Annotated in this window: 12 protein-coding genes and 1 pseudogene; 2 read left to right on the plus strand and 11 right to left on the minus strand. The window is 59.4% G+C overall.

Annotated features, from left to right (window positions below):
- Positions 1–12: 12 nt before the first annotated feature.
- The 7 genes and pseudogenes from U3654_RS17635 to U3654_RS17665 form a co-directional block, all read right to left on the minus strand.
- A pseudogene (locus U3654_RS17635) lies at positions 13–891 on the minus strand (ABC transporter permease); the annotation flags it as partial.
- A gap of 12 nt (positions 892–903) precedes the next feature.
- Positions 904–2,574, minus strand: a complete 1,671-nt coding sequence (locus U3654_RS17640) for an ABC transporter permease (protein WP_324752834.1) — start codon at positions 2,572–2,574, stop codon at positions 904–906.
- A gap of 4 nt (positions 2,575–2,578) precedes the next feature.
- Positions 2,579–2,866 carry a DUF1330 domain-containing protein gene (locus U3654_RS17645; RefSeq protein ID WP_324752835.1) on the minus strand — a complete coding sequence of 96 codons (288 nt, stop codon included), beginning with the start codon at positions 2,864–2,866 and terminating at the stop codon, positions 2,579–2,581.
- Between the two features lie 95 nt (positions 2,867–2,961).
- The gene (locus tag U3654_RS17650) at positions 2,962–4,059 is read right to left on the minus strand and encodes an extracellular solute-binding protein (RefSeq protein ID WP_324752836.1); all 1,098 of its coding nucleotides are present in this window, start codon (positions 4,057–4,059) and stop codon (positions 2,962–2,964) included.
- 102 nt (positions 4,060–4,161) lie between these two features.
- Positions 4,162–5,262: an ABC transporter ATP-binding protein gene (locus U3654_RS17655; RefSeq protein WP_324752837.1), complete on the minus strand. Its 1,101-nt coding sequence runs from the start codon at positions 5,260–5,262 to the stop codon at positions 4,162–4,164.
- A gap of 224 nt (positions 5,263–5,486) precedes the next feature.
- Complete coding sequence (locus U3654_RS17660; RefSeq protein ID WP_324752838.1) at positions 5,487–6,857, minus strand: aspartate aminotransferase family protein; 1,371 nt, start codon at positions 6,855–6,857, stop codon at positions 5,487–5,489.
- Between the two features lie 117 nt (positions 6,858–6,974).
- Positions 6,975–7,451 (minus strand): Lrp/AsnC family transcriptional regulator, encoded by a 477-nt coding sequence (locus U3654_RS17665; RefSeq protein WP_324755323.1) that lies wholly within the window; start codon positions 7,449–7,451, stop codon positions 6,975–6,977.
- A 165-nt stretch (positions 7,452–7,616) separates the two neighbouring features.
- Between U3654_RS17665 and U3654_RS17670 the strand changes: the two genes are divergently transcribed.
- Positions 7,617–8,801 carry a M24 family metallopeptidase gene (locus U3654_RS17670; RefSeq protein WP_324752839.1) on the plus strand — a complete coding sequence of 395 codons (1,185 nt, stop codon included), beginning with the start codon at positions 7,617–7,619 and terminating at the stop codon, positions 8,799–8,801.
- Here U3654_RS17670 and U3654_RS17675 read toward each other — a convergent pair.
- Both U3654_RS17675 and U3654_RS17680 read right to left on the minus strand, forming a co-directional pair.
- Entirely contained in the window at positions 8,798–10,144 is a 1,347-nt protein-coding gene (locus tag U3654_RS17675; RefSeq protein ID WP_324752840.1) for a TrkH family potassium uptake protein, read from the minus strand. The two genes, U3654_RS17670 and U3654_RS17675, sit on opposite strands and share 4 nt — an antisense overlap.
- The gene (locus U3654_RS17680) at positions 10,144–10,821 is read right to left on the minus strand and encodes a TrkA family potassium uptake protein (RefSeq protein WP_324752841.1); all 678 of its coding nucleotides are present in this window, start codon (positions 10,819–10,821) and stop codon (positions 10,144–10,146) included. The genes U3654_RS17675 and U3654_RS17680 overlap by 1 nt, the downstream gene beginning before the upstream one ends.
- A gap of 171 nt (positions 10,822–10,992) precedes the next feature.
- On the opposite strand from U3654_RS17680, the gene U3654_RS17685 reads away from it, so the two are divergent.
- Positions 10,993–11,463, plus strand: coding sequence for a DUF1203 domain-containing protein (locus tag U3654_RS17685; protein WP_324752842.1), 471 nt, complete (start codon positions 10,993–10,995; stop codon positions 11,461–11,463).
- 46 nt (positions 11,464–11,509) lie between these two features.
- On the opposite strand, the gene U3654_RS17690 is transcribed toward U3654_RS17685, so the two are convergent.
- Both U3654_RS17690 and U3654_RS17695 read right to left on the minus strand, forming a co-directional pair.
- A complete protein-coding gene (locus tag U3654_RS17690; protein WP_324752843.1) occupies positions 11,510–12,904 on the minus strand; it encodes an aspartate aminotransferase family protein in 1,395 nt (464 codons plus the stop codon).
- 72 nt (positions 12,905–12,976) lie between these two features.
- Positions 12,977–13,681 carry a GntR family transcriptional regulator gene (locus tag U3654_RS17695; RefSeq protein WP_324752844.1) on the minus strand — a complete coding sequence of 235 codons (705 nt, stop codon included), beginning with the start codon at positions 13,679–13,681 and terminating at the stop codon, positions 12,977–12,979.
- Between the last annotated feature and the right edge of the window lie 140 nt (positions 13,682–13,821).

Here is a 13,821-nt window from a genome sequence, read left to right on the forward strand (position 1 = left end):
AATTCGATCGTTTTAACCCGGCGACAACCCTCTGAGCCGCTCGGACCGGCGACGCAGTAATTCGACCGTGGTCAGCAGCAGAATCGAAATACCCACAAGGATCGTCGCGACGGCCAGGATCGTCGGTGAGATCTGTTCGCGCAGGCCGGTGAACATCTGCCACGGCAGCGTCTTTTGGCTGGCCGAGCCGACGAACAGCACGACAACCACCTCGTCAAACGACGTGATAAAGGCAAACAGCCCGCCTGAAATCACGCCCGGAAGGATCAGCGGCATCTGCACCCGAAAAAATGTCGTGACCGGGTTCGCGCCCATATTCGCCGCCGCCCGCGTTAGCGAGCGATCAAACCCGACCAGCGTCGCTGTCACAGTGATGATGACGAACGGGATGCCCAGAACGGAGTGCGCCAGAATAACCTTGATATAACCGACAAGATTCTTGTCGAGGCCAATGGAGTTCTCCATGAAATTGCCGATCTTCGAGTAGAAGAAGAACATGCCAGTCGCCGAGATGATCAGCGGCACGATCATCGGCGAGATCAGGATCGCCATGATCGCACGGCGGAACGGCACGTGGCTTTGCGATAGGCCGATGGCCGCCAGGGTGCCCAGACTGACCGAGATTATCGTCGCAATCGGCGCGATAATCAGCGAGTTCTTAAAGCTACGCTGCCATTCGTTGCTGCTAAAGAAATCACGGTAGTGTTTCAGCGAATATCCCTCGGGATCGAAACTGAGCATTTCGGGCGTGAAGGTAAAGAAGTTCTCGGCGTTGAATGAAAGCGGAATGACCACCAGAATCGGCGTGATCAAAAAGATGAAGATCAGCGCACAAATCACCCGGAAGGCATAATACCAGACGCGTTGGCCGAACGTGGCGTAGATAGGAAGGCTCATATCGCGTTACCCCAGTTTCACGTTGTCGATGCCGACGATCTTGTCATAGCACCAGTATAGCGCCAGCACGACGGCCAGCAGAATGGTGCCCAGCGCAGCGGCGAGGCCCCAGTTCAGGCTGGACGAGATGTGATAGGCGATCCGGTTCGAGATAAAGACACCCTTGGTGCCGCCGACGATCTCGGGCGTGATGTAGTAGCCAATCGACAGGATAAAGACGAGGATTGAGCCCGCACCAATGCCCGGAATGGACTGCGGAAAATAGACCCGCCAAAAGGCTGTCCAGTTCGTCGCACCCAGCGATTTAGCCGCCCGTAGATAGGTCGGATTGATCGTCTGCATCACCGAATACATAGGCAGGATCATGAACGGTAGCAGAATATGCGTCATCGCCGTGATCGTACCGAACTGGTTATTAATCATGATAAGTCGATTTGAGTCGTCCACGAGGCCGATCCACACCAGCACGTCGTTGATGACGCCTTGCTGTTGCAACATCACCTTCCACGCCGAGGTGCGCACCAACAGCGAGGTCCAGAATGGCAGTAGCACGAGGATCATCAGAACGTTCGCCTGCCGTGCCGGCAGGTTCGCCAGCAGCCACGCGACCGGATAGCCCAGCAGGATGCACGCACCCATGATCGTCAGCGACATGATAAGTGTGCGGACAAATAACTGGATCAGAACCCGTTTATTTTCGGGCTGGGCGGCGGCGCCGTCGGGTGTCTTTTGCATGTCGACGGCGTTCAGGAAATAGCCGCTGGTATACCTGCCGCTATGGGTCTGGATCACGCGCCACGTCTCGATGTTGCTCCAGTCGCGATCGATCTCCCCAAAGATCGCAGTATAGTCGGGGGCAGTCAGCCCACCATTCGCCAAAGCGGCCAGCGCATCCTTTTGCGGACCTTTATAGTCAACCAGATCATCGCTAAATCCCGGGCGCGTCACGTCCTGAATCAGCGCCAGATAGAGCGATTCCATCGGCTTGGCCTTGGCCACTTCCTTGTTATTGACCAAGCCGGTTATCACTGCGGACGAAGTATAGACACGCGCCGCCAGCGGCAGAAGGTTCGATACCGTCGCCGAGGGGGCAAAAATCATCTCTCCGGTCGGCTTTTCGTCGGCTAGCCAGCGGATGCGCTTTTCCTGCGCGGCCAGCAGATCGTGGTCTACGGACTTGCCGTCCGCCGCATTAAAAAGGTCATAGTAGGTCTCGCGCTCGCCCCAACGCGGGTCGATGGCCACGAGCAGATCCTCTGCGTCCTTGCCCGGATCGTCCAGCTTGCGACCCGTTTGCCGGAAAAGCGATGACATGCCGCTGGCCTCATAATTCAGCCGCGATCCGAGGCGGGTATGACGCTTCATCTCGGCTGCGAGGAACAGGTCGAAATACATGTCACGGAACACCGGCTCGGGCGGCAGCGCGTCAGCGGCGCCATCCCATTTTGATAGTTCGTCAATCGTGTAGGGCAGCGTGTCCTCGACCATCCGGTTCTCGACCGAGCGAAACAGCATGTCGCCGATCGGCACGATGAACGAAATCAGCACAAAGGCCAGCAAGGGCGCGATCAGGGCCAGCGCACGCATCTTCTGCACGCGCAGAGCGCGCGACAGGCTACGCTTTAGCGGGGTTCCGTCGGCGGCCAGGACCGGCGCGTTGGTGGCGGTATCGCTCATGTATTCAGGTCCCTTCGACCAGGATGATCACGCTATCGGCAGTGCGTCTGCGGATATCCGCGACGGCTTGGTATTCAGGGTCGGCGTAAGCGGCGCGCGCGGCCGAGTAGCTGGGAAATTCAATTACCACATGCCTGCTCAGCGATTCGCCTTCCTGCGTTTCCGACTGGCCACCGCGAACGATGAACCGCCCGCCATGCCGCGCAAGGATCGGCGTGTCACGCTCGACGTATTCGCGATACGCCTCGGCGTCATTCACCGTGATATGTCCGATCAGATACCCTTTGGGCATACGTGCATCGTCCCCGTTTGGTATGTGCGGCCCGTAAATTGCGGACCGCACTTTGTCATAAGGCGCAAGGCGGGCGAACCCGCCTTAAACCTGTATTATTGTGCCAGCCACGCTTGGAACTTAGCGTCGATGTCGTCGCGGTAGTCAGCCCAGAACTCGTAGTTGTAGAGGAACGTGTTCTTGGCGTTTTCCGGATCGGTCGGCATGTGCGGCGCCATGTCGATGCCCAGTGTCGCGTGCTTGCCGACCAGCGGGGCCGACGACTTGCGTGCCGGACCGTAGCTGATGTAGGCGGCTTGATCGGCCAGACGCTGAGTATCGGTCGCGAACTTCAGATACTCCAGTGCTGCTGCCTCACGCTCGGGGCTCAGACCTGCGGGGATGATCCAGCCATCGATGTCGAACACCTGAGCGTCCCACAACATGCCGACAGGCTGGTCCTGCTCTTCGATCAGGCTGAACAGACGGCCATTATAGGTCGAGCCCATGACGATCTCGCCATCCGCCAGCAACTGGGGCGTATCTGCACCGGCCGACCACCAGACGACGCTATCCTTGATCGTATCCAGCTTGGCCAAGGCCTGCTCTTGGCCCTCACTGGTGGCCAGCACGTCATAGACTTCGTCCTTGGCGACACCATCGCAAAGCAGGGCCCATTCCATGTTGTTGATCGGGCGCTTTTCCAGCGAACGCTTGCCGGGGAATGCTTCGAGGTCGAAGACATCACAGACGTCATCCGGAGGTGTGTCGCCGACAAGGTCGGTGCGATAGCCGAACGTCGTTGAATAGACGATGCTGGGCACATAGCAATCCGAGACCAGCAGATCGCCAAAGTCCTCCGATGCCTTGCTACCGTCGTCGCCGTCGGCCAGCATGGTGTCGGGGTCGATTTCCAGTGCCAAGCCTTCGTCGCAGAGACGGATGGCGTCGGCGGCGACCACGTCAACCACGTCCCATGTGATGTTGTCAGCTTCGTTCATCGCGCGCAGCTTGGCCACGGCCTCGTTCGAGCTGTCATCGTTAATGATCGTGACACCGGTCTTTTCGGTGTAGGGCTTGTGGTAAGCATTCAGCTGCGAAGCGGAATATGCGCCGCCCCAGCTGACGACGGTCAATTCCTTGACTTCGGCTGTCGCCATCCCTGCCACGGCTGTCAGGGCCGTTGTTGCTAGAAGTGTTTTAGTCAGTTTCATGTTATTCTCCCTAGATTGCCCGTTAATTTCCTGAGGGTGCGGCACGGGCTGGCCGCCGATCCCTCTATTCATCGGGCCGAAGTGGCCACGATATTTCTCAAATCATGCATCCAGCGCGCGGCAATCCTGCGGAAGCCAGCCGATTTCCAACTGCTCACCCGGTTGCAGTCGTTTTTGGTCGGGCGCGTTGCGGGTCTTGACGATGAAATCGTCATTTCCGGCGACGCGCAGCCGCGTGCGGAAAATGTCGCCCATATAGACGAATTCCAGCACCTCGGCCTTGAGCGTGTGAGCGCCCGGTTGCAGACGATCCTTGTTAAATTCCACCCGCTCGGGACGGATCGACACCTGCGTACGCTCGCCGACTTTGGTGACATTGATCGGCTTACAGTCGATCAACTCGCCATGTTCCAGTTGAACCAGCGCCAAATCGCCTTTGATTTCCTTGACCACACCTTGCAACGTGTTGTTTTCACCAATGAACTGCGCGACAAAGCTGTTCTCGGGCTCTTCATACAGCTTGTCAGGCGGCGCGATCTGCTGGATGCGGCCATCGTCGAACACCGCGACGCGGTCCGACATGGTCAGCGCCTCGGTCTGATCGTGCGTGACGTAAACCGTGGTGATGCCCAGATTGTGGGCCAGATGCGTGATCTCGAACTGCATCTTTTCGCGCAGCTGCTTGTCCAGCGCGCCAAGGGGTTCGTCCATCAGAACCAGCTCGGGCTCAAACACCAGCGCACGCGCCAGTGCGACACGCTGCTGCTGACCACCCGATAGCTGCGCCGGACGGCGGCCGCCAAAGGTGCCCATCTCGACCATGTCGAGGGCGCGCTTGACCTTCTTCTCACGCTCGTCCTTACCGATCTTGCGCACTTCTAGCGGAAAGGCGAGGTTTTCGGCGATCGTCATATGCGGGAACAGGGCATAGTTCTGGAACACCATGCCGATGCCGCGCTTGTGCGGTGGGATGTTGTTGATCGACGTGCCATCGAGGCGGATATCGCCATGCGTCGCCGTCTCAAACCCGGCCAGCATCATCAGGCATGTCGTCTTGCCGGATCCCGAGGGGCCAAGCATCGTCAGGAATTCGCCTTTGGGAACCGACAGGTTCAGGTCTTTGACGACCAGCGTTTCTCCATCGTAGCTTTTTTGCACGCGTTCAAATTCAACGAACGCATCGCTGGTGTGCGACTCAGGCAATTGAGTCTCCCCGTTGTGTTTGTTTTTCGCGGTTAGTCCGCGTTGAAAGCAGACTAAACCGCCAAACGAAACTCATTGCAACCTTCATGCGTCACTTTTTGCCTCCATTGCGGCACCCGACGCTTTCTTATTGTGTCAGTGCGCGCTTTGCTTGGCCGCAAGTGATGGTCGACTGATAAAGGGGCAGCCATGTGGACCGCCCCCCCTTGCTCAGCTCTCAGCGATTAACCCAGCACGGTTTTGACCGCCTGCGCGGTCTTGCTGACCACCTCATCCGCTTCGGCGCGCGTCAGGCAGAAGGGCGGGGCAAAGCCCAGAATATCCCCCTGCGGCATCGCACGCCCGATCACGCCAATCGCTGCCAGTGCGGTCGCAACCTGAGGTCCGATCTTGTCGGCGGCGTCAAAGAACACCCGACCGTCGCGGTTTTTCACGAACTCGACGGCGCACAGCATCCCCTCGCCGCGAATGTCGCCAACATGGGCGTGATCGCCCAGCGCGTCCTTCATGGTGGAATTCAGATATGCCCCCGTCTCGCGGTTGTTCTGGATCAGGTTCAGATCGTCCAGCAGCTTGAGGTTTGCAACACCCGCTGCCGCGCCGATGGGATGGGCCGAATAGGTCCAGCCATGGCCGAACGCGCCGTATTCGTCTGTTCCCTGCTCCAACACCTTCCACATCTTGTCAGACACGATGCTGCCCGAAAGAGGTGCATAGGCACTGGTCAGACCCTTGGCGATGGCGATCAGGTCGGGTTTCATCCCGTAGTGTTCGGACCCCATCATGCTGCCCAGACGGCCAAAGCCGGTAACGACCTCATCCGCGATCAGCAGGATGTCATGCTTGTCCAGAACGGCCTGAATCGCGGGCCAATAGCCTGCGGGCGGGGGCACAAGTCCGCCAGTGCCCAAAACCGGCTCGCCGATGAAACCGGCGATGGTGTCGGCGCCCTCGTCCTCGATCAGCTCTTCTAGCTTGGCGACGCAATGGGCGACGAACTGTTCTTCGCTCTGATCCAGATCGGCACGGCGAAAGTAATACGGCGCCTCTGTATGGATCACCTGCGCCAGCGGCAGATCAAACTTCTTGTGAAACAGCTCTAGCCCCGTCAGCGAGCCGGTCATCAACCCAGAGCCGTGATAGCCACGCCAGCGGCTGATAATCTTCTTCTTTTCCGGACGGCCGAGGATGTTGTTGTAATACCAGATCAGCTTGATGTTGGTCTCGTTCGCATCCGAACCGGACAGGCCGAAATAGACCTTGGACATGTGATCGGGCGCGCGGTCCATCACCATCTTGGCCAACGTGATGCTGGCCTCGGTGCCGTGACCGACATAGGCATGATAATAGGCCAGCTCATGCGCCTGTTTCGCGATCGCCTCGGCAATCTCGGTGCGGCCATAGCCAACGTTCACGCAATAGAGGCCGGCGAAAGCATCCAGACTGCGGTTCCCTTCGCGATCCTCGATATGGCAATCCTTGGCGCCGGTGATGATGCGACTTGGCGACTCGCCGCGCGCGAACTGCGCCAGATGCGTGGACGGGTGAAAGAAATTATCGCGGTCCCATTCGGCCAGCTGATCGTTTCTGAGCATTGGGAGTCTCCTTATTTATGTGCGCGCGAAGTTGGGCCGCGCCCTTGCGCGGAAAATGCCGCAAATGATGCAGCGTGTGTAACCGAAATGATGGTGGCTTGCAGAAGATTCTTCTGCCTAGTGATCCAGCAGCGCGGCAAAGGGCGGAACGGGACTATCCTTGACGGTCTTGGTCACGACATAGGTAAAATACCGCGCCAGTCCGATCCCGGCGTCGAGCATTTCATCGAGCAGCGCCTGATACCCCTCAATATCGCGCGCCACGATATGCAGTAGATAGTCATAGCCGCCGCCCAGTGCCCAGCATCCCGTGACCTGCTCGTACCCGTTCATTGCTGCCTCAAAGCGGCGAAAATCGGCGGCGGTGTGACCTGTCAGTTCGGCAGTGACAAAGACCGTGACATGCGGCCCCAGCTTCCTTAGCGCGATGCGCGCATGAATCCCCTCGATGACTCCACCCTCTTGCAGCTTGCGCACCCGCTCCCAACAGGGGCTGGCCGACAGGCCGACAGCAGCGGCGAGGTCCGCGTTCGTCATCCGGCCATTCCCGGCCAGCGCGCGCAGAATGTCCAGATCGCGGGCGTCGAGGCGGATCATGAGAGGGGTCCTTGGCAGTGCATCATGCTGCCACCTTTGGGCAGGCACGCAGGCGGCGTCAACGCGCGGCAGCGCGAAAACGACATCACGTGACGCCATTAGAGCGGCAATCTACGCAGGCCACGACACACTGGCCAAGAATTCCAAAAGAAAGGCCGCGACATGATCGAAAAGGACATCCCCTTCAGCAACGCCGAATATCAGCGGCGTCTGGTGAAAACCCGACACGCGATGGAGGCTCGCAATATCGACGTGATGTTCTGCACGGACCCGTCGAACCAGAATTGGCTGACCGCCTATGATGGCTGGTCGTTCTACGTCCATCAGGGCGTGCTGGTTTTCCCGGATGCCGATCCCGTTTGGTGGGGCCGCAACATGGATGCCAATGGCGGTGTCCGCACCGTCTGGATGGAGGATAGCCGCGTCTGGGGCTACGCCGACAAATACGTGCAATCGACCGAGCGTCATCCGATGGAGGATCTGGCCAATCGGCTCAAGGAACTGGGCCTCGGGTCCGCCCGGATCGGCCTTGAGATGGACAACTACTATTTCTCGGCCAAGGCCTTTCAGGTGCTTCAGGCCGAGTTGCCCGATGCCACGCTGGTCGATGCCACCGCGCTGGTGAACTGGCAACGCTCCGTCAAGTCGGATGAGGAAATCGCCTTTATGCGTAAGGCGGCTGGCATCACCGACAAGATTATCGAAGGACTGCTAGAGCGGGTCGAGCCGGGCGTGCCCAAGAACGAGGTTGTCGCCGAGATTTTCCGCGACGCCGTGCGCGGCATTCCCGGCGCGTGGGGCGATTATCCGGCGATCATGCCGCTGCTGCCTTCGGGCAGTGAGGCAGGCGCGCCGCACCTCACATGGAACGGGCGGCCGTTTACCAGCGGCGAGGCGACGTTTTTCGAGATATCCGGCGTCTACCGGCGCTATCACGCGCCCTGCTGTCGCACGCTGATGCTGGGCAAGCCCAGCGATGACATGGTGCGCGCCGAGGGGGCAATCGTCGAAGGGTTGAATGCCGGGATCGACGTCGCGCGCGCCGGTGCGCGTGCCTGCGATATCGCGAATGCGCTGGCTGTCCCGTTGGAGCGCGCCGGGATCGAGCGTGGCGCGCGCTGTGGCTATGGCGTTGGCCTCAGCTATCCGCCCGACTGGGGCGAGCGCACTGTCAGCCTGCGCGCGTCGGACGAAACGGTGCTGCAGCCGGGGATGACATTCCACTTCATGCCCGGACTCTGGATGGACACATGGGGCATGGAAATTACCGAGACCATCCTGATCAAAGAGGACGGCCCCGCCGAGCCGCTGTGCAATCAGCCCCGCAAGCTGCTGATCAAGGATTAGCCCAAATAAATCTGACCCTTGGGATAGCGCACCCGCGGCACGCTGCGCGTCGCCAGAAAAAACCCGAGGGTCAGCGGACCAACGCGGCCCAGAAACATGATCAGCATGATGACGGCGCGCCCGATTCCGTCCAGTTCGCCCGTGGCGCCGCGCGATACGCCGACCGTGCCGAAGGCCGACGTGATTTCGAACGCCAGATCCAGAAAATCGCCGTCATGCGAAATCGACGTGACAAAGATCCCCGTCAACACCAGCAACATGCTGACCATCGTCAGGGCCAGCACCTTGAGCACTTCCTCCGGCCCCAGCGACCTCCCAAAGACATGCATCTGTGTCTGCCGCCTGAAAAATGCGATCGTCGCAATGACCAGCACGATCAGCGTCGTCACCTTGATCCCGCCAGCGGTCGAGGTGCTGCCACCACCAACCAGCATCAGCGACATAATCATCAGCGCGGTACTGTCGTGGAATTGTGCGAAATCCAGCGTGTTGAATCCCGCAGTGCGCACGGTAACCGCCTGAAACCAGCTGCCCCATATGCGCGAGGCAGTGTCAGGAAGCCCGCCCAGCGTGCCGGGATTTCTCCATTCCAGAGCGGCAAAGGCGAACCACGAGAATCCGATCAGGCCCAGCGTCCCGACGATCATCAGCTTGCTGTGCAGCGTCAGCTTGCGCCAACTGCGCACCTGATAAATGTCGGCCAGCACGATGAATCCCAGCCCGCCCAGAATGAACAGCGCCGGGATCACCATGTTGATGATCGGATTGGCGACCCAACTCATCAGACTGTCGGAGTAGAGCGCGAAGCCGGCGTTGTTGAATGCCGACACCGAATGAAACATCGCGTGCCCGATGCCTTTGGTCCAGCCGAACTCGGGCACGAAGACAAAGCAGAGGATCGCAGCACCGATCACCTCGCACAAGATGGACACGCTGAGGATGACGCGCGCGATATCGGTCAGGTTATGCAGTGTCTTCTGATTGACCTCTTCGCGCAGAACCGCGCGGTAGGGCAAGCCGATGGGGATGCCCAGCACCGTCAGAACCAACACCGCAAAGACCATCAGCCCCAGCCCGCCCAGTTGAATCAAAAGCGCAATCACCACCTGCCCAAACGGGGTAAAGGCGCTGCCGGTATCGGCCACGATCAACCCCGTTACCGTCACCGCCGAGGTCGAGGTGAAAAGCGCGTCCCAGAGCGTGAGGTCGCCGGTGTTCGAGATCGGCAGCCACAGGACGAAACCACCCAGCGCGATGAAGATCAGATAGATCAGCCCCAGAGTGGCCGGGGGCGCAAGGCGCCACCTGGTCCTCGATAGGGCGCGCACATGCGAACGTGGCATCAGAGACTGGCCGCAAAACTGCGCAGGTTTGACCGCTGACCTAGCAACAGCAGCAGATCGTCTTTTTGCAAGGTGCATTCATCCCCGTCACAACCCAGCCATTCAGTGCCGCGCATGGCTCCGACGCAACGCAGATCGTATTTCGGGCCATAGGGAATCTCGGACAGCCTTTTGCCTTCCAACGATTCCGGGATGCGGAAATTCACCACGATAAACCCATTGCCGAGGCTGACATAGTCGCGCACCAGCGGGTTGTGCAGGACCTGCGCAATATGCTGACCCACCTCTACTTCGGGGTGGATGATGCGGTCGACCTTCAGCTTGCTGAGGATGCGGTGATGCGTCTTGGTCGTCGCCTTGGCCCAGACGATCGGCACGCCGATGGTCTTGAGGTTGATCGCGGCCAGAATGCTGGATTCCAGATTGTCACCAATAGCCACCAGAGCGACGTCGCATTCTGCCACGCCCGCCTCGCGCAGGGCGACCTCATCGCGGGCATCAACAATCAATGCCTGACTCAGCGTCTCGGCCTGCGCATTTACTGCGCGCTCATCGTGATCGATCCCGATAACATAATTGCCAAAGCTTATCAGCTCATTCGCCACTGTGCTGCCGAAATTACCGAGGCCGACGACCGCGAAGGTGTCATTCCTGCCGTTCTTCTTCTGCTTGTTCATGTCGTCCCTGCTATTGCGAATCCGCCACCAGAAAGAGCCACCATGGATACCACTGAGTTATGCCATGTAGCGGGCGATCGGAAATGACAAAATCAGTTTTACGCAGGAATCGGGTCGCCTGAGGTGCGATGCGCTTGCAAAATGGACGCGCCAAATCATTGGAGATCCATCATGACGTTTCAGGTCCATGCCCTTTCGCCTCAGCCGTTCGCCGATCTTTTTACCCTGCCTGACACCCAACTCGCGGCCCGGCGCGCGCGCCGTGTCATCGTGCGCGAAAACCCGGGAACGCCCTGCCGCGTCACTCTGGAGGATGCCGAGATCGGCGAGACGGTGCTGCTGATCAATTTCGACCATCTACCTGTCGACAGCCCCTACCGCGCGAGCCACGCGATCTTTGTGCGCGAGGGCGCGAGCCAGGCGCATCCTGCCATGGACGAGGTGCCTCACGTTCTGAAATTGCGCCTCATCTCGCTACGGGTGTTCGACGACGCCGACATGATGATCACGGCGGACGTGGCAGAGGGCGAGGATTTGCACGAAGCACTGATGCACGCATTCAGCGACCCGAACGCTACCTATATCCACCTGCACTATGCCAAACCGGGCTGCTTTGCCGCATCGGTCACGCGTGCGGATTAGGCATCAGTCCTTAGCCGCTTTGGCCGAATCGAGCTGTCAAAGCCCATCAGGCGGCTTTCATCTTGCCCTCAGCCTTCAGTTGCTTGTGCGTGAGGTCCAGCGCCTTCCACGCACGCTCGACCAGCGTGTCCATCTCGCCATCCGTGATGACCAGCGGGGGCGAGATGATCATGCGATCCCCGACGTGCCGCATGATCAGTCCGTTCTGGAAACAATGCTCGCGGCAGATCAGACCGACATCGCCCTCGTCCCCGGCAAAGGCGGCACGGCTGGACGCGTCCGGTGTCAGCACGATGGACCCCATCATGCCAATGGTCGTCGCCTCGCCTACCAGCGGGTGATCGCCAAGGCCGCCCCACTTATTCGCGAGGTAAGCAGCGGAATGGTTGGCAACGCGGTCGACGATGCCTTCCTCCTCGAGGATACGCAGATTTTCCAGCGCCACAGCGCACGTCATCGGGTGGCCCGAATAGGTGTAGCCATGCGCGAATTCGCAATTGTTGATAACTTCAGCCACCTCATCGCACACGATAGACGCTCCGATGGGCGCGTAGCCACTGCTCAGGCCCTTCGCCACAGTCATGATATGCGGGCGGATGTTTAGAGTATCGCTACCGAACCATGTGCCGGTCCGACCGAACCCACAAATCACCTCATCCGCGATCAGCAGGATTTCGTACTTGTCGCAGATGCGCTGAATTTCGGGCCAGTAAGTGCTGGGCGGAATGACGACACCACCAGCGCCCTGAATCGGCTCGGCGATAAAGGCTGCGACGCGGCTCTCGCCCAGTTTCTCGATCTTCTTTTCCAACTGGCGCGCCCGCTCCAGCCCGAATTCCTCGGGGGACATGTCGCCGCCCTCGGCCCACCAATGCGGCTGGTCAATATGGCAGATATCGGGGATCGGCAGGCCGCCCTGCTCATGCATATAGGTCATACCGCCCAGGCTGCCGCTACCCATCGAAGAGCCGTGATAGGCGTTCTTGCGGCTGATGATGACGTTCTTTTCCGGCTTGCCCTTTTCTGCCCAGTAAGTGCGCACCATGCGGATATTGGTGTCATTCGCCTCTGACCCGGAGCCGGCGAAAAACACGTGGTTCAGATCGCGCGGCGCCAACTCGGCCAGCTTTTTCGACAGGGCGATGGCGGGGACATGCGTGGTCTGAAAAAACGTGTTGTAATATGGCAGCTCGCGCATCTGGCGCGATGCGGCGTCGGCCAACTCATCGCGGCCATAGCCGATATTGACGCACCACAGGCCCGCCATCGCATCAAGGTAGTCGTTGCCGTCACTGTCGGTCAGCGTCACACCCTTGGCGCGGGTAATGACGCGCGCGCCTTTTTGTTCCAGTTCACCACCATGCGTGAAGGGGTGCAGGTGGTGAGCGGCATCCAGCGCCTGAAGTTCGGCTGTGGGCAGATGGTTGGTAATCATGTTCATGGGCTGACCTTTCGTTGCTGGTAGGCGGCGTGCGGCGACGGTGTGCAATAAGTGCGTCAGAATATGATCAAATTATTCCTTGTCAATCGAATCACCTGATGCCGCCGCTGTCTGCAATGACGCACGAAGCTGATCCATCCCCTGACGCACGTCAGCCCGGATTGCTGCCGCGGCAGCATCGGCGTCACCAGCCTGCATGGCGACGATGGTGTCCTTATGATTGTCCGGCAGGTTCTGTGTGCCCAGCCGCCCGCACAACACCCGCATCGACGGCCCGTATCGCAGCCAGAGTCCCTCCGCGAGATCGGTCAGAATGGGCGAACGCGCCAGTTTGTAAATATAGACGTGAAACTGATGATTGAGATGTAGATAAGCACGCAGATCGCCCTGACCGATTGCACCGTCCAGCGCGCCGTCCAGATGCGTAAGCTCGGCGATGTCAGCCGCCGTGACATGCTTTACCGCCTGTCGCGTCAGATAGGGGTCCAGCCATTCGCGTGCGATGATGATCTCGCCGATGTCGGCGGCGCTCAGAAGCGGAACGCACACCCGCCGATTGCCCTGCAATTCCAGCGCCCCCTGCGAGATCAGCCGCCGAATCGCCTCGCGCACCGGGGTCATCCCGACGCTCAACCGCTCGATCAACCCTTGTATCGTCACGGCCTGACCGGGTGCTAGATCCCCATAAAGCACCATGTCGCGCAGCCTCAGGTAGACTTGCGCATGTGCCGGCAATGCCGCGTCGTCGCTACTGAATTTCTGGGCAAGGTGCTGCATGGCGCGCGACGCTCCGATGGTTTGTAATGTCCGAGGTTGCGAGTTTAACGACCCCGTGAAAGTAATACCATATTGCTATATGCGAAAAAATTTGATCAAATTCGCGGTAGCGGCGACACGATCGCCGAACCAACGGGAGA

Origin of the sequence: Roseovarius sp. Pro17, assembly GCF_035599575.1 — a bacterium.
Classification (GTDB): domain Bacteria; phylum Pseudomonadota; class Alphaproteobacteria; order Rhodobacterales; family Rhodobacteraceae; genus Roseovarius.

Bases quoted from the DNA above. Each gene is read 5' to 3' on its own strand.
- U3654_RS17640 (WP_324752834.1), bottom strand. From the start codon at position 2,574: ATGAGCGATACCGCCACCAACGCGCCGGTCCTGGCCGCCGACGGAACC.
- U3654_RS17645 (WP_324752835.1), bottom strand. From the start codon at position 2,866: ATGCCCAAAGGGTATCTGATCGGACATATCACGGTGAATGACGCCGAG.
- U3654_RS17650 (WP_324752836.1), bottom strand. From the start codon at position 4,059: ATGAAACTGACTAAAACACTTCTAGCAACAACGGCCCTGACAGCCGTG.
- U3654_RS17660 (WP_324752838.1), bottom strand. From the start codon at position 6,857: ATGCTCAGAAACGATCAGCTGGCCGAATGGGACCGCGATAATTTCTTT.
- U3654_RS17670 (WP_324752839.1), top strand. From the start codon at position 7,617: ATGATCGAAAAGGACATCCCCTTCAGCAACGCCGAATATCAGCGGCGT.
- U3654_RS17675 (WP_324752840.1), bottom strand. From the start codon at position 10,144: ATGCCACGTTCGCATGTGCGCGCCCTATCGAGGACCAGGTGGCGCCTT.
- U3654_RS17680 (WP_324752841.1), bottom strand. From the start codon at position 10,821: ATGAACAAGCAGAAGAAGAACGGCAGGAATGACACCTTCGCGGTCGTC.
- U3654_RS17685 (WP_324752842.1), top strand. From the start codon at position 10,993: ATGACGTTTCAGGTCCATGCCCTTTCGCCTCAGCCGTTCGCCGATCTT.
- U3654_RS17690 (WP_324752843.1), bottom strand. From the start codon at position 12,904: ATGAACATGATTACCAACCATCTGCCCACAGCCGAACTTCAGGCGCTG.
- U3654_RS17695 (WP_324752844.1), bottom strand. From the start codon at position 13,681: ATGCAGCACCTTGCCCAGAAATTCAGTAGCGACGACGCGGCATTGCCG.